Genomic DNA, 22426 nt, shown 5'->3' on the forward strand with positions numbered 1-22426 from the left:
TTGATTTCAACTACGAACGAAGGGCAAACCTATCGTTTCCGGTACAAATTTACTACCAGCACCAAGAATATGGTGGCCTAGTTGAACAGCCACTACTTTATAACCGTCCAGAGAAGATTGGACGGCGCCATTACCTTCAGGCTTGTACCGCATGGTAGCAATTGATAAAGTGCTTTTAACTGCAAACTGTCCCTTGTTTCGTTCGTTGTTTTTTTTAATAATTTCACTTAACGGCTGCAACGTCCAGTCGGACTCAAATTTTCCGACACGAACTTTTGGCAAGCTTGATTCTGGCTCAGGAAGCAAGTTCTGCTGAGTCCAATGAAGTGCTTGCTGCAAATTATCATACTTACGTTGATGAAGAACGATAGTGTGATCTAGAGTCTCAAGCAGATCGCCGATTTTGCGTTGTTCCTCTTTCTTTGGTACTTTCAGCTCATATTTGGCATACTGTTTGGAGTTAATGCCTGGCTGGCCAGATCGCTGTGAGTTGACCTTGACATACTCACTGAAACGAGGTGTTAACGTTGACTGATAGAAGAACTCTGTGTTGCTAACGTCCTTAATTTGTGCACGAATGAGGAATCCTGCAAAGTAAGTTAACCCATCGGACGCAAGGTATTTGTATGTTTTCCCAGTGCTCGCACCGGTTCGTGCGAAGACAACGTCGCCCGAGGTTAATTGATATTCACTTGCAGTGGAGAAGTCTGTTTCAGGAGAAGTTAATCCCGTCTGGATGAATTCCCGACTGGCATCATCGATATCTGTGATTCGGAGGTATTTGTGTACGCCATAAAAATCAGTGGCCGCGGCATTAAGTCCATAGTCAAATTTAGATGCCAGTTCTGAATACTTACGTCGTTCCCAATCGTCCGTGAATCCTTTCGAGCGAACACCTGGGGTCAAGTTGGAATTTTCATTATTCAAACTCATTTAAATAACCCCCGAATTTTTTCGATTTCAATCTGTTTACTTTCATCCTCACCGACAAAATCATCAAGCAATTTGTACAGTTCAGCATTCTGTTCAGAAATCTTGGCATCGGTCTCTGACATGCCTTGCACAAGGTCAGCAACATCAACCGGCGGTTCTGGTAGGTAGGTATCCACATACATCGGAATGTTCATATTGAAGTCATTCTCTGCTAATTCGTCGAAAGTGATTAGATGGCTAAATTCCGTGCCATCTTCGTTATATGTGACAGACTCTCGAGGTTCCAGCGTCTCTAAAATCTTAGCGGTGTGTTCAGGATCCATTTCATTTTGATTCTTCGCTTTACGGTATTGCTTTGAAGCATCGATGAATAAGACGTCGTTGCTATCGCGTTCTTTCTTCAAAACGATGACGACCGTGGGAATAGAAGTATTATGGAAGATATTTGCAGGCATACCGATTACCGCTGAGATGTTGCCTTTGGATAAGAGCGCCTTCCGGATTCGGCCTTCAGCCCCACCACGGAACAAAACGCCGGTTGCCAATACGATGGCCATGGTCCCGCCAGTTTTAAGGTGATACAAGCCATGGGTAAGGAAAGCGTAATCCGCTGCTGATTTCGGTGCGACATCATATGGCTGGAACCGAGGATCTGTAGCCATTGCAGGGGTTGGCTTCCATGACAAACTGTAAGGTGGGTTCATGGTCACGATATCAAAAGTAGTAGGTTCCTCAGACGGCCAGTCTGAACCGAGGGTATTACCAAGATTGAGATGTTGATTAGCAGTAGGGACATCATGCAGCATCATATTCATGCGAGACAGGTTGTACGGGGCAGTCTTATTATCTTGCCCAAAGTATTGAATTGAGTCCGGATGAGAGTTGTAGTGTTTGGCATTTAGCAACAGTGAACCAGAGCCCATTGCTGGGTCATAAATGGATACACCTTGAACTTCTTCGCGACCCTCCATGGCAATCTGCATCATTAGGCGTGACACTGCCTGCGGTGTGTAAAACTCCCCGGCTTTTTTCGCGGACTCAGTTTGGAATTGTGAAATTAGATATTCATAGGCATTACCCATAATATCCATGCCGGTATCTTCAACGAAATAGATCTGATCAAGGGCGCTCATCACATCGCCGATAATACTATTACGCTCTTGCTCGGTGGTCGCCAACTTGTCGGCGTTGAGATCAAGGGCATCAAATAAGCCTGAGAATACTTCGTCAGAATCTTCCAAGTCTTGTAGCGCTTGTGCGAGGTCATCTAATTGGAAAATGTTTCGCCGTACATCTTGAACGAGATGATGGAAAGTTTTGTCAGAATCAATGGCAAAGCGTAATTCAGATTTGACGAAGTCCACAACGCCTTTGGCATCCTCATCTAACAATGCTGATTCATAGGTGGCCTGGGCATCATCTAAGTTGGTAAACTCCACGCCAAGGCCTTCAGTGATTTTCTTCAAGAAACGGTCGGATTCATATTTATAGAAGATTAATCCCAACGTGTAGTCACGATAATCATTGGCTTCCATGCCAGATTGGCGTAATGCATTTGCTGCGGCCCAAATCTTACTTTGAAGATCTTGGGTGATTTGAGCTTGTTCTTGTGGTGTCATCATGTTGAGTTTGCCTGCTTTCTTTGGTTACTTAACGTTTGTTTCTGTTGAATGAATCTAGCAATTCACTGTGCTGGGTCAAGTTAAACGCTCACATCTTACAGTATCATATAAAGGGGGGGATATGCTCTTGATAGTCGGTGAGCTCCATGAGTCCAAACGGTGATCTGTATTTGCTAGTATTTATCAGCGATAGATTGACGGTTCGTGGCGAGTGTGACTGAAATCATTATCGATATTTGGACATCACGTCGTTTGAGCGAGCTTGAAGTTCGATGATTTTGGACTGGTACGCCGTGATTTGTTCATCTAGCTCTTTTAGCGGGATATCTGCGGGTGGGGTGTAGGTGTCAACGTAGCGAGGGATATTCAAGTTTCCATTTGCACTTGAAACTTCTTCTGGGCTAGCCACATGAGAGTATCCTTTGTGACCCTTATATCGTGTGTAGGTTTCAAGGATTTTCTTAATTGAAGCCTCGGGGAGAGTATTGGCACCATTAGTGGATGATTTTTCAAATTCGTCACTGGCATCGATGAACAGGATCTCTTTTCGCTTGCGATTCTTTCGTAATACCAGCAGCATGGTAGGAATCGCTGTCGTGTAGCTAAGGTTAGCCGGCAATCCAATCACGGCATCAATCAGATTTTCGTCAATCAGGTATTGACGAATCTTGGCTTCAGAACTGCCACGGAATAACACCCCATGGGGAAGCCGAATCACCATAGTGCCGCCATCTTTGAGATTTGCCAACCCATCAAGGACAAAAGCGAAATCGGCTTTAGACCGCGGCGGCAGTACACCGGCTGGCGCAAATCGTGGGTCTTTCAAGAACTCGTCGTTGGCATGCCACATCAGTGAATATGGCGGATCGCAGACAACCATATCGGCCTGAAGAAAGCTTTGCTTCATCCGAGGTTCTAAAACATTGGCTGACTTCAAATCCAAGGCGGTCGATTCGCTTGGAAGTAGGCTCAACAACATCTTGGCGCGCAACAATGTACTGGTTTTGACGTCAGTGCCAACTAAGCTGATATGGGCTTTTTTACTCAGCAATTGGTAAACGGAAAGCAGGGACAAACCCTCTCCAGCGGTAGGGTCGTAAACCACGAAGGCATCTTGATCTTTTGCATTTGCAGTGACGAGTTTGGCCATCAAGTTGTTGACTGAACTAGCTGTCGTTTGCGCACCATACTTGGGACCGGCCAACCGATCAGAAGTGTCAAATATCCGAGCAATGATCGTTACCGTAGATGCATCTAATTTAGCCAGAGCGTGAACAGTATCTTGAAATGAATTGATCAGCTTAGCCTGACCTGATGCTGGAAGACTACGCATCAATGAATCGGAAAGATTTTGAACGACAGCCATTGCTAACTCATCGGCGTTATTGACGGATTCCAAATCCGTAATTAAGTCTTCGAACGTCGCAAATGACTTAGAGATGATTTTGGCATACTTTGCGTTAAGGCTCTGAAGATAAACTAGATTTGACAGCGGCAGTAGCCAATCTGATACTTCTAATCCAAGGCGTGCAGAAACTGATTGTTCCTGAAGTACTGCGTCGATGGCTTGATTAGTTTGATTAGTCATGGGTAGACTCCTTTACAATGCGTTGTTGGATGAATTGAAGTGATTTTTCTTCGACGGTATCGGCCAGCTTTCGGTACAAGGATGCACTCGTTACACCGTCTTGATATATTTGAGCAATATCGGTTTGAGTCGTCAGGTCTGGTAGGGTGATCTTTAGTTCTTTTAGATCCCGAACGACGACCCGTCGTCCTAGTTGACCGCGTCCTTGTAATTGCGATTGTGCTTCGTGGCTGCAATTGAACCACCAAGTGAAATAGGCAGGATCGATCGTGTTATCAAAACTCAGTGCCGTAAAGTTTGCAGTTAGGATCAGCTCGGAAACGTGGTCTTCAGGAAGTACCAAAAACGCACGATGTTGAAGCATGGACACTGCAACTGAACCGATAGGCACAACAGGCAACTCGGAATCTCCGTGGACGTATTTGGGCGTTTCGGCAAGTGGATTGAAAATCATTCGATTGCTCGGCGTTTCGTTAATAGGGTCACTGATACGAGTTTGGAGAACCCCAGTAGTGAAATCGGCGTGTTCTGAAAGCGGATGGGAGGTATTGATCATGTCATTCTCCTTGTTAGTCGTATGAATTACAAATCAGCTGATGGCTATAATATACCAAGGACCATTCTTTACGTCAATCGTTAGTCGCGTGAATTACAAATTTATTTTGGCAGGATTTTGGTCCATCCACGGTTTCGTTGATTCCAAAACTAAAAGATCCAAGGGCTTGGACCTTCTTGACAGGAAAGGTATTCAAACTAACAACCAAATGCAGGCGAAGTCTCAACCCTTTAATAGTTTTTATGCGATGAAGGCGTATGATTGGCAAGTGGGACTTCAAATGAGTAGAATTAATACAAAAGGAGATCAGACATATGGGGAGTAATGGACTGCCAATAGGTGTTACACGAGATAGACAGGACTTTCTTGCGCGCATATACGTGGAAAAGCCAATTTATTGTGGGCGCCACAAAACCGTCATCGAAGCCATCGAGGCGCAGGCACAAAAATTCCGAGAATTCCGAAATTCATATACCCCGGGTTTCAGACGTGGCATCTGGAGTGACCTGACCGGCCTGAGATTCGGAGAATTGCTTGTGCTAAAACGGGCTAAAGAAAACAAAAACTGGGGTGGAAATTGTTGGGTTTGTGAGTGTAGTTGTGGAAACACTGTTGAAGTGACTGCGGAGGCATTAGTTCGAGGCAGATGTGATGCATGTGGACACCATAAAGTTGAGGTTTTGAAAACCTACGGGGTACAGCGGCGAAAACAACAATTTGGGACCAACCACGATTTGTTGACGGATATTCCATATTCGAATAATACGAGTGGATATCGAAACATCCATGTCAATAAAACTAAAAGTGGGGAACTTCGCTATCGCGCTGTCATTGCGTACAAAGGTGTCACTTACTATGGCCATTTAGAGTCACGAGTCGAGGATGCGATTGTTGAAAGAGATCAGTTAAGACACAAGTATTGGCCGCAAGGTAAGTGGGTGCAAACTGATTGACGAAATTTGATCAATAGAAGCGCTTCAGCTTTTGCATCGAGTGCTAGAATTATCCAAAAGGTAAAGTATACCCGCAGAATTACTAACTGGCAGCGTACCTAGATGAATTCAATGAGACTTTGGTTGGCGCTCAGTTTTCAGTACAACAGTAAAATTGTTAAAAATATGCCACACCAATGGCACACTTCCGCCACAATTTGACGGTATTATTAGCAACATAGAAATGAGCACCCCCTTGTTTCTACCCCACTTTTTCATTTTCTCTTGATACCGGTCCCCGCTGGTATCATTATTCACTCCTCAATAGTGAAACCCCAACCTTTTTGCCGCCAAGCCCATGGCGGCTTTTTTGTTGTCGCAAAACTGCGAAGCCGAAATGCGAAGAGTGCGAACGTAGCAGTGGATGAATACAAATAAGGCTTAACTTGGGTCCGACGCTAATAGCACGTCCTGATGTTTTTGTAAAGGCTTTCATTTAAATCTAGAAGCAGACTCGTGGATGAGGTATATTCAAATTATCAACAGAGTTATGGGGCGAGGAAATGAAAAAGTTATACTTCTCAGTGTTACTACTGACTGCGGCCTTTGGGCTGGCCGCGTGCAATAAGGTATCGGGACCAAATGAGTCTTCTTCAAAGGCTTCTGTCGTGAAAGTGTCCAGTAGTCACAAAAAGGCGAGCGCTAAAGCTTTTAGTACCAGTTCTTCCGTTGATGCTAGCCAACATCTTTATGCTGACAACAGTGATGGCTCGCTATGGACGCCGAAACAAGATGCGGAACTGGCCAAGTTTATGGCGACTTGGGAAAAGTCGATGAGCCAAAGCTATGTCGGGACTTACGATAACCAGATCGCAGACTACTTGGGGATCAAGTTTCCAAACGTGATCGATCATACGACGGTACAAGAAGTGGTGTATGATCAGTCGGAACAGCTATCTTGGTACTCAGCGTCTAACCAGACTAGCGCTCGTTTTCAAGTAATGGCGGCGGCTGTCGGCGGCAAAGTCGGAAACTCCTGGCCGATGTTGTATCTGTTTGCGTTGGATACCAAAGATATGAGTCCAGTGGTGTTGATCTCACAAACCACCAATGGTGGGACCCTGTGGCTGTACGAAACGGCTAACACCGCTTTGAAGGATGGATTCACTCAGATTATGCACGAAAATTCAGACATTGCCTCTTATACTGGCAGTACAGCAGGGTGGACGAAGGCGTCGGCGATCGATTATATGAAGCACCTTGACTCGAAAAATCCCGCGTATCAAGCAGCAGTAATAGCTTCGTCACAAGACCCAAGCTCAGACTGGGATAAAGCAAGCTTCACGGATCACGGTAGGACTTGTGAGCTGCTTGATGGGACTTGGTCGTTGACGCACCTTGATGGCGGAAAAACGGCGATCGTTGGGCGAAGCATGGGCCAAGAGGTGCCAGAAGTCGTCTTTTATGCCAACGATAGTGATCATCTGGTGTATGAGGCTTATCATAATGGAGAGCCGATCGAAAGTGCTGCGACATCTGACCAATAGGGACACCTTGAGCGACGCTCAGACTTTTTCAACAAATTTTTTGGAGGTACAAGCGATTGATTTGTGGCAAGAAATTAAGTTCAGACATTGGGTACTTCCGCGTGGATTCGGACTTCACCGCCATCGAGATCCAAGCAGACGGGTCCAAAGGCGCACACGTTTTTCGCAAAGCCGACGCGTTTCGCATGCTCGGCCACTTTGACGACGGTGACGTGGCGGCGGACATCATCGGCGGCAACACCATCAAGATCTCAAGAAAGCAGCTTGGCGACCACACGACCAAGCTCGACGACAAGATGCTGATGCAGATGATCGCGAAATTGAAAGCTGATCCTGCGGTGCAGAAAAAGCTCCGGAAAATGGAATACGCATTTTAGGGTAACAAAACAAGCAGTTCGGCCAGATTAGGCTGAGCTGCTTGTTTTTTGTTGCGTGAGAAGTGGAACCGACATCTGGTAAGGTCTTAAATATTCGCAGCGACAGGTGCTGTGGCAGTTTGTTTGGTCAAGGCGACAACTGGGTCGCAAGCTTTTACTTGTTCACCTTGGATGCGATTGACACTGGCGTAGGTGGCAGTGTTAGTGACGACGATCATGACAGTTGGGTCATAGCCGGCATCTTTAATGGCCTTGAGGTCCATCGTTCCTAATTGATCGCTGACATTGACGTGATCGCCTTGCTTGACGTTTGAAGTGAAGTGCTCGCCGTTGAGTTTCACCGTGTCGATGCCTAAGTGGATCAAGACTTCAGCACCATCTTCAGCGGTGATGCCATAGGCGTGCTTAGTGGGATAGGCCACGGTGATGACACCAGTGACGGGAGATTTGATGGTTTCGTCGGATGGGATAATGGCGGCACCTTTGCCCATCATTTCACTGGAAAAGACTTGATCGTTGACGGATTTGAGGCTTACGAGCTGACCAGCTACTGGCGCAGCGATGACGCTATCGTTGACGGTATCTGCTGTTACCGTATCAGTAGCGTCAGGATCTTCTTCATCAGCTTCCATGTTGCGCTTGCCCCAAATGAAGGTGCCAGAGAAGGCAACGACGATACTTAAAGCGAGACCCATGAAGAATGGTGCATAGAACTTGACTGGAATCGAGATAAAGCCAATCAGCCCAGCCGCGCCAAGCGCAGAAGAACGAATGCCGAAAAGTCCAACGATCAAGCAACCAACAGCACTACCGATCATGCCGGCAAAAAACGGGAAACGGCGCTTGAGGTTGACCCCAAAGATCGCCGGTTCGGTGATCCCAAGCAATGCGGACAAACCAGCAGAAGTGGCCAGCCCCTTTTCCTTGGCATTTTTCGTCAAAAAGAATACGGCAAGACAAGCTGCACCTTGCGCGGCATTAGCCATCGAAGCGATCGGGAAGAAGAAATCCCCGCCAGTCTTGGCGATGTTGGACAGTAATTGTGTCTCGATTGCTGGGAAACTTTGGTGCAAGCCGGTGATGACGATCGGGGAGTACACCAAACCAAAGATGGTGGAGCCAACTGCACCAGAGGCATCATAGGCGGTCACGATGCCGTTAGTGAGGCCGTCACCGACAATGCGTAAGATCGGACCCACGAAGGCGAAGGTGATAAAGGCGACAAAGATGATACTGATCATTGGGGTGAAGATGAAGTCTAAGGTGGCTGGCATGTGCTTATGCAACCACTTTTCGACCACGGCTAGGATGAAGGCGACGACTAACACTGGCAGGACTTGGCCTTGATAACCAGCTTGGGCGATATGCCAACCGAAGATGTTCCAATACGTCATCTTACCAGTTGCCAAGGCTTCAGACACGGCATAGCCGTTGACTAAAGCTGGCATCACCATGATCATACCCATGGTGGCGCCAAGATAGGCATTGCCCCCGAAGCGGCGAGTAGCCGAAAAGCCCAACAGGATCGGCAAGAAGGCAAATGGCGCCGACGCGAAGGTGTTGATCATCTCAGCAAAGCCTTTGATGCCAGGATACATCTGCACCAATGATTGCGGTCCGAACAAGCCACCAGACGTCAGCACGTTGTTCAGCGCCATCAACAACCCACCTGCGACCAATGCCGGAATCAACGGTACAAAGATATCGGACAAGACCTTGACCAGCGCCATCAACGGGTTGGTCTTCTTGTCATCTGAGCTGACTTTTTTCAGGTCGTCTGGGGTGACTTCTTTGAGGCCTGTCATTTCGATCAAATGGGCGTACACTTTGTCCACGTCACCAGGGCCGATAATGATTTGGTATTGCCCATTCACCCGAAACGTCCCTTTAACCGCGTCGTTGGTGTCGAGCGCTTTTTGATCAATCTGCTTTTCGTCTTTAATAACTAAGCGCAGGCGGGTGGCACAGTGCGCAGCGGCGACAATGTTGTCAGGCCCAAGATCTTTGAGTATGTCTTGGGCGGCCTTTTTGTGATCCATGATTAACCTCCAAAATTTTGTGTGTTTGAATAATGGCTTTTGATTACAGGGTTAGTGTAAGTGCTTACGAAATAATTGTCAAGCGTTTATCAATTTGATTTTAAATTGTGGCCGGTCGTGCTATAATCACTGTGATGAACGAAAAGCGAATTAGGAGAATACCAATGAAGACCTGGACGACTAAGCAACGCTATGCAACATACGACACCTACAGCAAAAAAGAATTGGACCGGCTGCAGAAATTGCAGCGTGACTCCAAGTGGCACTTGGCATACCACCTACAACCCAAAAGTGGATTGATGAATGACCCGAATGGCTTCACCTATATCAATGGCGAGTGGCGCTTGGCATACCAAAACTTTCCATTTGGTCCTGTTCATGGCTTAAAGAGCTGGGAAAACTTAGTGTCAAACGATTTGCAAAATTGGCGCTATATTGGTTCTGGATTACAACCACACGCGCCTTATTCGATGCAGGGGGTGTATTCTGGGTCTGGTCTGGCACAAGGCGAGCGCCAGTTTCTGATGTACACCGGCAATGTCCGAACCGAGGATGGTGGGCGTATCAGTACGCAACTTGGGGCTTGGGTCGAGCCTGATGGTGAACTCCACGAGTTGAGCCAACCACTGATTTCAGGACAACCCAACGGTTACACCGCGCATTTCCGCGACCCGCAGATCTTAGAGCGTGACGGTCGCTACTACGCGATCTTAGGCGCTCAGCGTGAAGATAAGCGCGGAACGATTTTGGTGTACTCTGCCGAACGACCAGAAGGCCCATGGCAACTGGATGGGCCACTGGACTTTGGCTTTGATAGCCTCGGTTACATGATCGAATGTCCAAACCTTGCGTTTGTCGATGGCTCAGTGGTATTGATCTTTTGTCCGCAAGGCCTTGATCAATCTGTATGCGCCTACGATAACATCTATCCGAACATGTATATTGTTGCTGACGACATCGACTGGGCGAGTCGCAAGCTGGTGAACCCAGGGCCGTTACACAACTTGGATGTCGGCTTTGACTGTTACGCGGCACAGGTCGTCAATGAACCCAATGACCACGCGCACCTGATCAGCTGGATGGGCTTGCCAGACACCACTTATGCCAGTGATGAAGAGGATTGGCAGGGCTGCTATAGCTTAGCGCGGGAACTGCACGTCATTGGCAAGCGATTAAAACAATTGCCAATGATGGATTCACTGATAGGCGCGCAAATGCCGGTAGCGAATGCTACAATTGATTTGGTAAGCGTGCTTCATTTTGAGTGGCAAATTGGGGTCGACGAGACCCTTGTTGTGGGCAACTCAAAAGAACAACTTCGCTTGAAGTTCAACGATACCGGCGTGACTGTCGATCGTTCCGGCGTGGCATCGTCAAATGCAGATGATTTTGGCAAGACGCGCTCGGTCCCACTTGTTGCTGGAAAGCACAGCGCGGATCTGTATTTAGACCGCTCATGCTTTGAACTGTACGTGGATGATGGTGCAGGGGTGCTGTCGGGGCGCTATTTCCCAGAAGACGCCACGAATTGGACTTTGAAGCAAGCGGCTGACACGCAGGTGGCTGTTACGGGGCACAAGACGAAATCAATTTTTTAAGGAGCACACTATGGCAAAACTGGCGGATGTTGCCGCGCTGGCTGGGGTCTCAGTGACTACAGTATCGCGTGTTATCAACAATTATGGGTCATTATCCGAGAAAACCAAGCAGAAGGTCCATGATGCGATGCGCGAGCTCAACTACGCGCCCAACACCAACGCCCGCTCCCTGCAAGGCAAAGGAACAAACCTCGTTGGGATCATTTTCCCTGGCGTGGCCAATCCTTTTTATGGGGACATTGTCCAGACCTTGGAAAACAAGCTATTTGAGCGCGGCTACCGCGTGATCTTGTGCAACTCCGTCAATAATGCCGACAAGGAACGTGAGTATGTCCGGATGTTGATGGCCAATCAAGTCGATGGGATCATTTCTGGGACACATAACATGACGATTGAGGAGTACCAACGCATATCTGCACCCTTGGTATCCTTCGACCGGTTTATCGCGGACGGTATCCCAATCGTCAGTTCTGATAACTTCACCGGCGGCCAAGTCGCGACGCAAGGGCTGGTTCGCGCAGGCGCCAAGAATATCTGGATGTTTTCTGGGGCGAATCGGCCCCAAAGCCCGACTAACAAGCGCCTTAGTGGCTACAGTGAAGTGATGCAAGAAAGTGGGCTGGCAGAGCACGTCTTGGCCTTGCCGTTTAGGATGGATGCGGACCTTAAGTGGGCGCAGATCAAAACGACCCTAAAAAATGCGCGTCCAGATGGGATCTTTTGTTCAGATGACCTCACGGCGCTGATGGTGCTCGAAGTCGCCAAGCAGTTAAAAATCGCGGTACCCGACGATTTACGCGTAGTTGGCTACGATGGCAGTCAGATGATCCAAAACTACTTCCCAGAGTTAGCGACGGTCACGCAGCCAATCAATTCGATGTGCGCCTTAATGGTCGACCTTTTGATCAAGCAGATCGAAAAGTCAGACGACAAGATCGAAATGAACTACGAACTCCCCGTTCAATTACATGCGGGACGGACCTTGCTGGGGTAGAATCACTAGAGTCTATTGTTCGCGCATTGAGATTTTGAGACCAGAGCTCGGCAACAATATGAGTTTCTCTCTATGAACAGAATGTGAACACATCACAAAAATTGCGAAAAGAGGACGCCCCGTGTGGCTGTCCTCTTTTTGTCGCCAAAACATTTGCGGTCATTACAGACTATCTCTTAACTGTCATTCGCAAATTACCACAGATTTTTCAGAATGGCACAGGTGTGCATTTGCTCAATGTTTCATTAATAAACTTTGTGTGGAAAATCGCTCTAGACCAACACTTTCGCAATAAAGCGGTTACATTCTTTGACGCTAGTACTTGTCGGTAACGTTTTTGAGCCGCTATCCTTGAGTTGTTAATTTGATTCAAGGAGGTCGATGAACTTGAGTGAAGTAATAACCCCAGCAATTATAGATCTGGCAGTTGATGCAGAAGATAAGGCGTCGGTGTTCGCCCATTTGGCAACGTTGTTGGAACAAGACGGGCGCTTGAATGACCGCGAAGCTTATCTACAAAATGTTCAAGAACGAGAGGCACTGGCTACGACTGGTATCGGTTTTGGCATTGCGATCCCGCATGGCAAAACCGATGCTGTAAACACCGTATCAGTGGCCATCGCCAAGCTCGCAAAACCAATCGATTGGCAGGCGATGGATGATGCCCCAGTCGATACAGTCTTCCAGCTGGCAGTCCCATCCGCAAGCCAAGGTGATGCGCATCTGAAGCTACTTGCAGCATTGTCGCGGAAGCTGATTCACGCAGATTTTCGCGCGCAGATCAAAGCCGCAACTACCCCAGAACAAGTCATTGAATTGATTGGCTCAACAATCAACCAAACATTGGAGGTCTAGATATGAAAGTTGTTGCAGTTACCGCATGTCCATCAGGCGTTGCCCATACTTATATGGCCGCCGAAAGTCTTAAAGTCGCAGCCGATGAGTCCGAAACTTGTTCCAGTTGTTTTGTGGAGACGCAAGGCCAAATCGGGATTGAAGACGAGTTGACCGCCCAACAGATCCAAGCCGCAGATGTCGTGATCTTGACCAACGATATTGGCATCAAAAATGAGACTCGGTTCAAAGGCAAGCCTGTGTTACGGGTAAAAGCAGGGGACTTGATCAAAAAGTCGCCAGTGATTTTGTCGAAACTTGCAAGCAAATTAGGCGCATAAGGAGAAAAGCTATGGGCGGATTGAAAGATCTACTTAAAGAGACCCGGACACACTTGATGACCGGTGTCTCGTACATGATCCCATTTGTTGTGGCTGGGGGTATTTTACTTGCGTTAAGTGTGCTGTTATCAGGTAAATCGGTCGTTGGGCCAAAGTTTAAAGACCAGTTGATCCAACGAGAGATCATGTCAGGTACGGCTTTTGGACGGGTCGCAATTCCCCATTCATTTGAAATGACGGCGTTTCGGACCGAGGGATATATCGTGATCGCACCCAAAGGCATTACTTGGAATGCTGAGCATACGCATGTCAAATTGGTCTTTCTCTTGGCGGTAAATAAGGATAATAAGAGCACCTATCGAAATGTTTTTGATGGCCTTTCTCAAGTGGCAGTCGATGCAGAAAACTTAGCGAAGTTGATCAAGGCACACTCGTATGAAGAGTTTGTCGAGACGCTGGTCACTCTCGAGAACCAATGATTAGATACATATGGAGGTTAGTATGAAGGTTCGAGCACGTCCATTTTTGTTCGTTTTCGTTTCGGTTTGTTTAACTGGCCTTGGGATCAGCCTAATTGTTGCAGCCAACATTGGTTCTGATCCGCTAACCATCCTTCAACAAGGCGTGTCACGAAATCGCTCGTGGCCGTTATGGGTCGCGGTGATGGTCGTCAACGTCGTGTTATTGCTGTTAGCCTACGTCGTAAACCGTCAAGATTTTAGCTGGGCCACGGTCGTTGATCCAATTGGCGTGAGCTTGATCGTTTTCATATCGAACTGGCTCGTAGCACCGCTTAATATTGGACATCAGACCTGGTTGGTTAGATTGATCGTGATGGTATTGGCGCAGCTACTTTTTTCGTTAGCGTATGCATTATTGATCGAATCAGGTGCTGGTGCCCATGCGATGGATGTGTTGTTGAAGAAGTTAACATCCAAAAGTCGGTTTTCATACCCCATTATCCGTTATGGGTTTGACGGATCGATGATACTTATTGGTGTCGCTTTGGGCGGAACAATTGGTATCGGCACAGCAATTTCGTTATTAATTCAGGGGTATCTCGTGGTATTAAGTCGCAAATTCATTCAAATGAGAAGCACGAATCTGTGAGAGAAACTCGATTATTGCTGATCACGGCCATTTGACTGATATCATGTATTTAGATTGGACTCGCAGCGTGACAGAAGGGAAGCTTGCTGTTAAACTGAAATCAAAAGTGCAGGGGGACGACTATTTTGGGTCGTCCCTTTTTGCATGGAGGAGAATATGGAGATATTTAAGGGGCTTTATTCAACTGGAACGTTGGATTTTATTGAGGTCATCGGGGTGTTGACTCGTGAGAAACCAATGCAGATGTGGGAGACCTCAGTGGTGATCCAAAACAACTCGGTCGTCTTGCAAAACCTGCTTTGGCAATATACGTTTGAGGCAACTCGAGGAGACCCGATCGTGGTCAGCGTTGATGCACCACAAGTCCGTCAAAAAGGGCTTCGGGCTTATTTTCGCAGGAATCCTAACGTTGACGAAGTGACCTTAATTACAGGACATGCACCAAGGATGGGCGACGAACTGCAATCGGTATTTGTGGTTGGGCATCATATTGAAGCTTTGCAGCACATGGTTAGAGGCGTGTTTGATCAAGCTGATGTGGATGAAGATGCAGAGGTCGTGGCTGAGGCCAAGATCGTTGAGACCGAGGGCCTAGAAGATCCCGAAGACACCGAAGAATGGTAAAGTAAGCTGACTTACCTGTGGAAGAAGCCCCTGCGTTTCAATAAGGATCATGGCGGCGTTTATGGATGGGGACAGAGGGAATATCCCAGATTGGTGTCCTTTTTGAAACAAAAGCGCATTCTTTTCTGCGAAAATGGTTTGACAGCGGATACACCCTGGCCTATACTGAAACCAGTTACAATGTTATCGCGACAAAGTTTTGCGAGCATGCGTAACGTTCATACGGTAATCGATAAGGTGTTATCAAGTAATTGAGCATGACTTATCTACACGCGCGTCGTGTGGATGAGTCTATTTTTTTGAGGGGGGAGTCGCTTTGAAGATCAAACGCGTTCTAAACAACAATACTTGCATCTCCACTAACCATGATGGTGTTGAGATATTGCTGATGGGCCCAGGGATCGCGTTTGGCAAGAAGCAAGGCCAAGAAGTCGACATGGCCAAGGTCGAAAAAACCTTTTTTCTCAAAGATCAAAGCGCGATGAACAAGTTCACAGACTTGGTGATCTCAGTACCGCTGCCAGAAGTGGACGTGGCAGAGCGGGTGATTAACTACGCTAAGATCAAACTCGGCAAGCAACTCAACGAGATCATCTACGTCAACTTGACCGACCACTTACATATGGCAATCAAGCGCATCAAAGATGAGGGCATCAGCCTTTCCAACCCGTTGAAGTGGGACATCGCGAGGTTTTATCCTGACGAATTCGCGGTTGGCAAAAAAGCCGTTGAAGTCGTCAAAGAAGCCTTTGACGTCGATCTCGGCGATGACGAAGCAGCGTTTATCGCGGTACATTTCATCAACGCCGAATCCAATGATCAAGCCGAACAAAACTTGGCAGTAGGCGTGACGACCATCATCAAAGAAGTCGAAGATCTGGTCAAAGACTACTTCCATACCGAATTTGATGAGCAATCATTAAACTACTACCGCTTCATCACACATCTGAAGTTCTTCGCTCAGCGCATCTTGTTAGGCAAGCACTACGATGATGACGAAGATGCCGATCTGCTCAAGACCTTGCAAGTGCGATACGCCAAACCATACGCGTGCACCTTAAAGATCCAAGCCTTTATTCAAACCAAGTACCATTTTGAGATCAACAATTCAGAGCTATTATATCTGACCGTGCATATCAATCGGTTAGTTCGCAACTTATAGGGTGTTATCGGGAAACCGAGCATGACCTAATGAGCGTCTTTGAGGACGCTGATTAGGTCTTTTTATTTGAAAAGGAGCAATATCATGAGTACAAAAGATTCTGCCAAGCAGATCTATGCCGCAGTTGGCGGCGAAAGTAACATCAACTACTTGACCCATTGTGTCACGCGGCTTCGTTTTCGCCTCAAAGACGAAAAGATCGTCGATGACGCCAAGGTCAAGCAAATCCCAGGTGTGATGGGCATCAACCATCAAAACGGCCAATACCAAGTGATCATTGGTAACGCCGTATCTGATTACTACGCTGAAGTGATCAAGTTAGGGAAATTCCCCACAGATGATTCCGCCACAGACGCCGCACCAGTACAAAAGTCGGGCAACTTATTCGATCAGTTCGCCAACTTCATTTCCGCTTGCATGTCACCATTAATCCCAGCTTTGATCGGTGGTGGCATGATCAAAGTGGTTTTGATCTTGCTGACGACGTTAGGTTGGATGAGCACCAAAGGCCAAAACTACACGTTACTCAGTGCGTTTGGCGATGCGCCATTTTACTTCTTGCCGATCGTTTTGGCGATCACCGCTTCTAAGTATCACAAGGTCAACACGATCTTAGGCGTCACCATCGCTGGGATCATGATCCATCCAAACTTCACCGCCTTAGTGACTGCCGCAAAGCCGGTGCACTTGATGGGCTTGCCTGTCACTTTGGCGACTTACTCCAGCTCGGTTATCCCCATTTTGTTAGTGATCTGGGCGATGAAGTATATCGAACAGTTTATCGATAAGATCTGCCCGGCCAACTTGAAGAGTATCTTAAAGCCAACAGTCGAGATCTTTGTGATGGGTGTCTTGGCCTTAGTCGTTATCGGCCCAATTGGGACCTACTGTGGGGACGGTTTATCCTGGTTAGTCTTGTTCATCCAAAAGTATGCTTCATGGGTCGCCGTGGCGTTAATGGCTGCCTTCATGCCACTGATCGTTATGACTGGGATGCACTGGGCCTTTGCCCCGATCTTCTTGGCTGCCAGCGTGGCCACACCAGATTCTTTGATCTTACCCGCGATGTTAGCTGCTAACGTGGCGCAAGGTGCTGCTTGCTTGGCGGTTGCCTTAAAGACCAAAAACAAGACCACGCGCCAAGTTGCATCTGCCGCCTCGATCTCCGCGTTCTTAGCTGGGGTCACTGAACCGGCTTTATATGGTGTCACCTTGAAGTATCGCAAGCCTTTATACGCGGTCATGATCTCCAGTGGTCTGTGTGGTTTGTTCATGGGGATCGTGCATCTGAAGGCCTTTGCCTTTGCCGTACCAGCATTTTTGGCTTTACCTCAATTTGCGAACAACGCGATCCCAAGTAACATCATTAACGCGATCATCGTTGCCGTTGCGTCAACTGTTTTGACCTTCATTTTGACCTTGGTCTTTGGCTGGGACGATGACGCGCCAGAAGTTGCCACTGCGACTGCCGATGATGCTAAAGTCACTGCAACTATGGAAAACGTCGATGCCGGTGCCAAGAACACCAAGAAAGTCTTCGCCCCAGTTAAGGGTGAATTGATCAACATCGAAAGTGTCAACGACCCAACCTTCTCTGAAAAAATGATGGGTGACGGCGCGGCGATCTTGCCTGAAGACACACACTTCTATGCACCATTTTCCGGGACTGTCGAAACTGTGTTCCCGACTAAGCATGCCATCGGCTTAAAGAGCGACGACGGCGTTGAACTCTTGATCCACGTCGGGTTGGATACCGTTGAACTTAAAGGCGAGCACTATACGACGCATGTTAACCAAGGTGATAAGGTCAAACAAGGCGATTTATTGCTTGAAGCTGACCTTGATGCGATCAAGCAAGCGGGCTATGACACCACGACTGTCCTAGTGGTCACTAACACCAAAGATTTCGTCGATGTTGTCCAAAACGAAGCCACGACTGTTGATAACAACACCGTTGCTTTGTATGTGCTGTAAGTAAAGGAGATCAGTATGCAAGAATTTCCCAAAGGGTTCTTATGGGGCGGCGCCACTGCCGCCAACCAACTCGAAGGGGCCTATGATGTCGATGGCAAAGGTTTGTCGATCGCAGATGCGCTGCCAGGCGGCCCAGAGCGGTTTAACATTGTCGATCAACCAGACTTTGACTGGAAAATCGATCCAGACAAATACACTTATCCCAACCACGAAGGCATCGACTTCTACCATCATTTCAAGGAAGACATCGCTTTGTTTGCGGAGATGGGCTTTAAGTGTTACCGCTTTTCGATCGCATGGTCGCGGATCTTCCCCAATGGTGACGATGCAGAACCAAACGAAAAGGGCCTGCAGTTCTATGATCAAGTGATCGATGAATGCCTGAAGTACCACATTGAACCGGTGATCACCATCAGCCATTACGAACTGCCCTTGAACTTGGTGACCACTTATGGCGGCTGGAAGAATCGCCAGTTGATTGGCTTCTTCGAAAATTATGCCAAAGTCGTGCTGACCCGCTATGCCAGCCGTGTGAAATACTGGATGACTTTCAATGAGATCAACTCCGCACTGCATTTTCCAGTGATGAGCCAAGGGTTGGTTTCGTCTAACGGTGGCAACGTGATGCAAAATCGTTATCAAGCCTGGCATAACCAGTTCGTCGCTGGTGCTAAGGCTGTCGCGATCGCCCATGAGTTGCGGTCAGATTTGCAGATCGGGTGCATGTTACTTTATGCAACGACTTACGCCTATGATGCTAACCCAGTCAACCAACTCGCCGCATTGAAAGAAAACCAAGCGATGAATCACTTCTGTGGGGACGTTCAAGTACGTGGTAAGTACCCGCTGTACACAGAATCCTTGATGAATCACTATGGCTTTAGCTTCAAGGATCTGACTGTCACAGCGGATGACTTGGCAGTGTTGGCAGCTAACCCAGTTGATTACATCGGCTTTTCGTATTACATGTCCACTGCCGTTAACGTCACCGATAAGTCTTTGGGCACGGCTAATGGGAACTTAGTCGGCGGCGTCAAAAATCCGTTTTTGGAATCCAGCGACTGGGGCTGGCAGATCGACCCAACTGGTTTGCGCATCGCCTTAAACGAATTGGCCAACCGCTACAACAAGCCGGTGTTCGTGGTCGAAAACGGCCTTGGTGCCAAAGACGTTGTGGCAGCTGATGGGTCGATTCATGATGACTATCGCATCAACTACTTGCGCGAACATATTGAAGCGATCCGCGGGGCGATCTCAGACGGCGTGCCAGTGATGGGCTATACGCCATGGGGCTGCATCGATCTGGTTTCTGCATCAACGGGCCAAATGTCCAAGCGCTACGGCTTCATCTACGTCGATCTCGATGATGAAGGGCACGGCACCGGCAAGCGTTCAAAGAAAGATTCCTTTACTTGGTATCAGCACGTCATTGAAACCAATGGTGATACGAAATAGCACCTCACGATCGTTGTCAGGGCGATTCGACAATCAAGCATGGTAGCTGAACGGTAAGCACGCACGCGTGTTTTGGGTTAAGATGAGGATGTCCTTCAACGTCATACAATTCAAAAATACCGATAAGACTGGAAAAGCCCAGGTCTTATCGGTATTTTGTTTGGTCGAAATGGCTCACGCGGTTAGTTCATCGATGTCTTGTTGGATCCCAGCGATGCGCTTCAACCAATAGGCATTGGTCTTGGCCCACGGGTCATTGAGGTCGAACTGGAGAGCCAAAAGCGCGTCGACTGAACTCATGCATTTGATGGCAAATTGGACTGGAATCGGTTGTGCTTCCATTTTTGCCAATACTTTCATCATTCTGAATTGCTGGGTGGAGTAGGCACGTGCGATCGTTGAATTGACTTCAAAGTCTAGCGTGGCGTGGGTGAGTACATCTTGGTAAGTCTAGAAATCAAGACTTTGTGTTCATCTGGTTTTTGGCCAGTTCGAGTTTGGGTCAGCTCAAGAGGTAAGGTTTGAAGTAAAAACTCGATCGTCTTAACATCATGTTCAAACCAAGCTAAGGACGTTGCCGTGAGCACCGAGGCAACCAGTTTGCGACAAAGGTTAAGCAACTGGCGATCCACGAAAATGCAGGCCGGGATCAGATCAGCATTGATCAGTGCTTGTTGCGCTAATGAAATACGGGCAAAAAGGTTCGCTTCGAGATCTTTGATCGCATCGCGGTATTCTGCAGGAGTCTTTTTGTCAAGAGCGGCCCAAAGGTGGATCGTTGGCCGACGAGTTAAGTAGGCGTTAGCTTGTTGGTGAGTCTGGTAGTTGCGATGAATACCGATTGCTTGGCCCAAGGTCTTCCAAACTGGGTTGGGCGCAGGCTTTGGTGCCACAGAAGGTGCTGGCGTTACAGCCTTTTTCAGCGTTGGCTTTTCGAGCTTAGGCGCAGAAACCTTGGTGAACTTGGGAACTTGGGTCGAAACAGCGTTTGGAAGATGCTGCAACAAACTTTTTAAATGCGTCAACTGAGAGTCAATGATTTCCTGATCGATTTGCGCCGCGAGAAAGCTCGCCCGAATGCCACTCATCTGCTTATCTAGCCCGTGATAGGCCTGCAAGAGCTCAGGGTCAAAGGTCTTGGACGCAGATTCTTTGAGGTACGTCAGATAAAAAGATTCCAGGTCTTTGAACCATTGCAATGCCGCGTAGTCCTGGGGGCTTTCGAGGTTATCGGAGTAGCGCACAGTGAAGCGCATATTGGCGTAGTTTTGCATGGCCGGCTGAAGATCCTGGTGTGGCTTAGGTTCCGGGAGCGTCTTTTCAACTGGTGTGGTGGCAAGTTTTACGGCGGCGACTGTCGCAAGTCTTGTAGTTTGTGGTTGGTTTTGATCGGCTTGAGGCTTTTTTGAATTGTAGGCCACCAACGCGCTGTCCATCAAAGTAAAGATCGCATCAAGGCGTCTTTGCACATTTTGAGCGCTGAAGGGGTCAACATTCAGGTGATCGACTAAGTGATCTACGCTGATCAACACGCGCTGCTGGTCCGGTGAGACTAACTCAAGTTGAACCCGGATCGGCTCGCCGCAAAGGCAGAATAGTCCTTTGACTTCAGGGAGGCTAGATTCTTGAGCGTCAAAATATTGATCGACTCGAGCGCCTTTGATATACCAGTTGATCGGACCACGGACGACTTGGCCCAATAACTCCTCAGACAAAAGCGTCTGTAAGCGCTGGTCGTAAGGCTTTTGTTGGCTTGGCGTGAGGGACTCCAAGATGCGGATGCGTTGATGTTGGGTCAAGGTTTTCGTCATGGTCTTATGCCTCCCATTCATATGTATATGAATATCATCTGAAAACATGGCACCGTTTGCAATAATTAATAGACAAAAAATTTATATATTCTGAATCTCCAAACTTTTGACCCTGGTGGAGACCCGCCGAGCAATTCCGTTTCCAACAACATGATGTAGGCAAAGCTCGAAACAATAACAAATTTAGCCCGCATTACATTAGGAGTTATCAAACTGTTAGAATCAAATTATCCGCAAATAAATCTAAAACTTTGATGAGAGAAGTATCAAACGCCCTGCTTTATGCAGAATATATATATAGAAGGGGGAGAGCAGCGATGGATGATGAATGGGGAGTAGATTTTGAGATCGCTCGCGGTACGATGCGTTACCAACAAGCAGAACTGGATGATTTGATGCAGGCGTTGGAGCACTTCTGGCAGTCGCCAATCGTTTTAGAAGCGATCGCCCAAGCAATGGATGAAGCGATGCTGGCGCAAGCAGAAGCGTATAAACGGCCGCGGGCGGATGTGATGCTGGTGGTCGACGATGATAAGGCGCATTTGCAGGAGGTGAAGTAAATGAAACTGTCGATGGCGCGTCAAATGCGGGTTGAGATGATTGACGCGGTCACGCCGCCATTGCGTGATGCCGCAGAGGCTGCATTGCCAGAAATCAAGTGGTGGCAGGTGTGGCGGTATTTGTGGCGGAGAGATTCAGTTGTGTAACAAAATGTTTGTCAGCAAACCCGTACAGGGGTTCCTCAAATAGAAACGTCTGGGATAAAGGGCGCTACAATTTTTGGAGTTGATAGACATCTTCTCTGTTGGCTCCTTTTTCTATACCATTTATCTTTTAAGTATATTCAGGGCACACAAAAAGGACATCATTCTCTTCGTGTCCGCCCAACCTTGCGAGTAAGTAAGAAAGGAATTGAATAATGTCCCTCA

The 22426-nt window shown here is 47.7% G+C and carries 22 protein-coding genes; 15 read left to right on the forward strand and 7 right to left on the reverse strand.

Annotated features, from left to right (window positions below):
- Nucleotides 1-6: 6 nt before the first annotated feature.
- From FD01_RS05470 to FD01_RS05485, 4 genes are all read right to left on the reverse strand, one after another.
- Nucleotides 7-933 (reverse strand): restriction endonuclease subunit S, encoded by a 927-nt coding sequence (locus tag FD01_RS05470; protein ID WP_082611696.1) that lies wholly within the window; start codon nucleotides 931-933, stop codon nucleotides 7-9.
- On the reverse strand, nucleotides 930-2555 hold the full coding sequence (locus tag FD01_RS05475) for a type I restriction-modification system subunit M (RefSeq protein ID WP_225436221.1): 1626 nt from the start codon (nucleotides 2553-2555) through the stop codon (nucleotides 930-932). The genes FD01_RS05470 and FD01_RS05475 overlap by 4 nt, the downstream gene beginning before the upstream one ends.
- A gap of 226 nt (nucleotides 2556-2781) precedes the next feature.
- Complete coding sequence (locus FD01_RS05480; RefSeq protein ID WP_054716755.1) at nucleotides 2782-4143, reverse strand: N-6 DNA methylase; 1362 nt, start codon at nucleotides 4141-4143, stop codon at nucleotides 2782-2784.
- On the reverse strand, nucleotides 4136-4699 hold the full coding sequence (locus FD01_RS05485) for a restriction endonuclease subunit S domain-containing protein (protein WP_056963070.1): 564 nt from the start codon (nucleotides 4697-4699) through the stop codon (nucleotides 4136-4138). Before FD01_RS05485 ends, FD01_RS05480 begins: the two co-directional genes overlap by 8 nt.
- A 314-nt stretch (nucleotides 4700-5013) precedes the next feature.
- Between FD01_RS05485 and FD01_RS05495 the strand changes: the two genes are divergently transcribed.
- From FD01_RS05495 to FD01_RS05505, 3 genes are all read left to right on the forward strand, one after another.
- Nucleotides 5014-5652: a hypothetical protein gene (locus tag FD01_RS05495; RefSeq protein WP_056963074.1), complete on the forward strand. Its 639-nt coding sequence runs from the start codon at nucleotides 5014-5016 to the stop codon at nucleotides 5650-5652.
- A 542-nt stretch (nucleotides 5653-6194) separates the two neighbouring features.
- Entirely contained in the window at nucleotides 6195-7178 is a 984-nt protein-coding gene (locus tag FD01_RS05500) for a DUF4767 domain-containing protein (RefSeq protein WP_054716762.1), read from the forward strand.
- A gap of 56 nt (nucleotides 7179-7234) precedes the next feature.
- The gene (locus FD01_RS05505; RefSeq protein ID WP_054716763.1) at nucleotides 7235-7555 is read left to right on the forward strand and encodes a hypothetical protein; all 321 of its coding nucleotides are present in this window, start codon (nucleotides 7235-7237) and stop codon (nucleotides 7553-7555) included.
- An 86-nt stretch (nucleotides 7556-7641) separates the two neighbouring features.
- Here FD01_RS05505 and FD01_RS05510 read toward each other — a convergent pair whose 3' ends face one another.
- Entirely contained in the window at nucleotides 7642-9594 is a 1953-nt protein-coding gene (locus FD01_RS05510) for a sucrose-specific PTS transporter subunit IIBC (RefSeq protein WP_056963076.1), read from the reverse strand.
- 164 nt (nucleotides 9595-9758) lie between these two features.
- On the opposite strand from FD01_RS05510, the gene FD01_RS05515 reads away from it, so the two are divergent.
- The 10 genes from FD01_RS05515 to FD01_RS05560 all read left to right on the forward strand — a co-directional run bounded on the left by FD01_RS05515 (nucleotide 9759) and on the right by FD01_RS05560 (nucleotide 19686).
- A complete protein-coding gene (locus tag FD01_RS05515; RefSeq protein WP_056963078.1) occupies nucleotides 9759-11192 on the forward strand; it encodes a sucrose-6-phosphate hydrolase in 1434 nt (477 codons plus the stop codon).
- Between the two features lie 10 nt (nucleotides 11193-11202).
- On the forward strand, nucleotides 11203-12186 hold the full coding sequence (locus FD01_RS05520) for a LacI family DNA-binding transcriptional regulator (protein WP_056963080.1): 984 nt from the start codon (nucleotides 11203-11205) through the stop codon (nucleotides 12184-12186).
- A gap of 387 nt (nucleotides 12187-12573) precedes the next feature.
- Nucleotides 12574-13041: a PTS sugar transporter subunit IIA gene (locus tag FD01_RS05525; RefSeq protein ID WP_225436222.1), complete on the forward strand. Its 468-nt coding sequence runs from the start codon at nucleotides 12574-12576 to the stop codon at nucleotides 13039-13041.
- A 2-nt stretch (nucleotides 13042-13043) separates the two neighbouring features.
- Nucleotides 13044-13361 carry a PTS fructose transporter subunit IIB gene (locus tag FD01_RS05530; RefSeq protein WP_054716772.1) on the forward strand — a complete coding sequence of 106 codons (318 nt, stop codon included), beginning with the start codon at nucleotides 13044-13046 and terminating at the stop codon, nucleotides 13359-13361.
- An 11-nt stretch (nucleotides 13362-13372) separates the two neighbouring features.
- Nucleotides 13373-13840, forward strand: a complete 468-nt coding sequence (locus FD01_RS05535) for a PTS sugar transporter subunit IIA (protein WP_054716775.1) — start codon at nucleotides 13373-13375, stop codon at nucleotides 13838-13840.
- A 22-nt stretch (nucleotides 13841-13862) separates the two neighbouring features.
- A complete protein-coding gene (locus FD01_RS05540) occupies nucleotides 13863-14471 on the forward strand; it encodes a YczE/YyaS/YitT family protein (protein ID WP_056963083.1) in 609 nt (202 codons plus the stop codon).
- A 156-nt stretch (nucleotides 14472-14627) separates the two neighbouring features.
- Nucleotides 14628-15095: a hypothetical protein gene (locus tag FD01_RS05545; RefSeq protein ID WP_054716781.1), complete on the forward strand. Its 468-nt coding sequence runs from the start codon at nucleotides 14628-14630 to the stop codon at nucleotides 15093-15095.
- Nucleotides 15096-15411: 316 nt separating this feature from the next.
- The gene (licT, locus tag FD01_RS05550; RefSeq protein WP_056963085.1) at nucleotides 15412-16257 is read left to right on the forward strand and encodes a BglG family transcription antiterminator LicT; all 846 of its coding nucleotides are present in this window, start codon (nucleotides 15412-15414) and stop codon (nucleotides 16255-16257) included.
- Between the two features lie 84 nt (nucleotides 16258-16341).
- Nucleotides 16342-18231 (forward strand): beta-glucoside-specific PTS transporter subunit IIABC, encoded by a 1890-nt coding sequence (locus tag FD01_RS05555; RefSeq protein ID WP_056963087.1) that lies wholly within the window; start codon nucleotides 16342-16344, stop codon nucleotides 18229-18231.
- Between the two features lie 15 nt (nucleotides 18232-18246).
- Nucleotides 18247-19686: a glycoside hydrolase family 1 protein gene (locus tag FD01_RS05560; RefSeq protein ID WP_056963089.1), complete on the forward strand. Its 1440-nt coding sequence runs from the start codon at nucleotides 18247-18249 to the stop codon at nucleotides 19684-19686.
- Nucleotides 19687-19860: 174 nt separating this feature from the next.
- Here FD01_RS05560 and FD01_RS05565 read toward each other — a convergent pair whose 3' ends face one another.
- Nucleotides 19861-20049 (reverse strand): hypothetical protein, encoded by a 189-nt coding sequence (locus FD01_RS05565; protein WP_156647274.1) that lies wholly within the window; start codon nucleotides 20047-20049, stop codon nucleotides 19861-19863.
- A gap of 53 nt (nucleotides 20050-20102) precedes the next feature.
- Nucleotides 20103-21497 carry a hypothetical protein gene (locus FD01_RS05570; RefSeq protein WP_056963091.1) on the reverse strand — a complete coding sequence of 465 codons (1395 nt, stop codon included), beginning with the start codon at nucleotides 21495-21497 and terminating at the stop codon, nucleotides 20103-20105.
- 317 nt (nucleotides 21498-21814) lie between these two features.
- Here FD01_RS05570 and FD01_RS05575 point away from each other — a divergent pair, with 317 nt between their 5' ends.
- Both FD01_RS05575 and FD01_RS16005 read left to right on the forward strand, forming a co-directional pair.
- A complete protein-coding gene (locus FD01_RS05575) occupies nucleotides 21815-22057 on the forward strand; it encodes a hypothetical protein (protein WP_054716789.1) in 243 nt (80 codons plus the stop codon).
- Entirely contained in the window at nucleotides 22058-22204 is a 147-nt protein-coding gene (locus FD01_RS16005; protein WP_156647275.1) for a hypothetical protein, read from the forward strand.
- Nucleotides 22205-22426: the final 222 nt, after the last annotated feature.

Source organism: Lacticaseibacillus manihotivorans DSM 13343 = JCM 12514, assembly GCF_001435035.1.
Taxonomy (GTDB): Bacteria; Bacillota; Bacilli; order Lactobacillales; family Lactobacillaceae; genus Lacticaseibacillus; species Lacticaseibacillus manihotivorans.

Excerpts from the sequence above, each read along its gene's own strand:
- FD01_RS05470 (WP_082611696.1), bottom strand. The coding sequence starts at position 933 with ATGAGTTTGAATAATGAAAATTCCAACTTGACCCCAGGTGTTCGCTCG.
- FD01_RS05475 (WP_225436221.1), bottom strand. The coding sequence starts at position 2,555 with ATGATGACACCACAAGAACAAGCTCAAATCACCCAAGATCTTCAAAGT.
- FD01_RS05480 (WP_054716755.1), bottom strand. The coding sequence starts at position 4,143 with ATGACTAATCAAACTAATCAAGCCATCGACGCAGTACTTCAGGAACAA.
- FD01_RS05485 (WP_056963070.1), bottom strand. The coding sequence starts at position 4,699 with ATGATCAATACCTCCCATCCGCTTTCAGAACACGCCGATTTCACTACT.
- FD01_RS05495 (WP_056963074.1), top strand. The coding sequence starts at position 5,014 with ATGGGGAGTAATGGACTGCCAATAGGTGTTACACGAGATAGACAGGAC.
- FD01_RS05500 (WP_054716762.1), top strand. The coding sequence starts at position 6,195 with ATGAAAAAGTTATACTTCTCAGTGTTACTACTGACTGCGGCCTTTGGG.
- FD01_RS05510 (WP_056963076.1), bottom strand. The coding sequence starts at position 9,594 with ATGGATCACAAAAAGGCCGCCCAAGACATACTCAAAGATCTTGGGCCT.
- FD01_RS05515 (WP_056963078.1), top strand. The coding sequence starts at position 9,759 with ATGAAGACCTGGACGACTAAGCAACGCTATGCAACATACGACACCTAC.
- FD01_RS05520 (WP_056963080.1), top strand. The coding sequence starts at position 11,203 with ATGGCAAAACTGGCGGATGTTGCCGCGCTGGCTGGGGTCTCAGTGACT.
- FD01_RS05530 (WP_054716772.1), top strand. The coding sequence starts at position 13,044 with ATGAAAGTTGTTGCAGTTACCGCATGTCCATCAGGCGTTGCCCATACT.
- FD01_RS05535 (WP_054716775.1), top strand. The coding sequence starts at position 13,373 with ATGGGCGGATTGAAAGATCTACTTAAAGAGACCCGGACACACTTGATG.
- FD01_RS05540 (WP_056963083.1), top strand. The coding sequence starts at position 13,863 with ATGAAGGTTCGAGCACGTCCATTTTTGTTCGTTTTCGTTTCGGTTTGT.
- FD01_RS05545 (WP_054716781.1), top strand. The coding sequence starts at position 14,628 with ATGGAGATATTTAAGGGGCTTTATTCAACTGGAACGTTGGATTTTATT.
- FD01_RS05555 (WP_056963087.1), top strand. The coding sequence starts at position 16,342 with ATGAGTACAAAAGATTCTGCCAAGCAGATCTATGCCGCAGTTGGCGGC.
- FD01_RS05560 (WP_056963089.1), top strand. The coding sequence starts at position 18,247 with ATGCAAGAATTTCCCAAAGGGTTCTTATGGGGCGGCGCCACTGCCGCC.
- FD01_RS05565 (WP_156647274.1), bottom strand. The coding sequence starts at position 20,049 with ATGATGAAAGTATTGGCAAAAATGGAAGCACAACCGATTCCAGTCCAA.
- FD01_RS05570 (WP_056963091.1), bottom strand. The coding sequence starts at position 21,497 with ATGACGAAAACCTTGACCCAACATCAACGCATCCGCATCTTGGAGTCC.
- FD01_RS05575 (WP_054716789.1), top strand. The coding sequence starts at position 21,815 with ATGGATGATGAATGGGGAGTAGATTTTGAGATCGCTCGCGGTACGATG.
- FD01_RS16005 (WP_156647275.1), top strand. The coding sequence starts at position 22,058 with ATGAAACTGTCGATGGCGCGTCAAATGCGGGTTGAGATGATTGACGCG.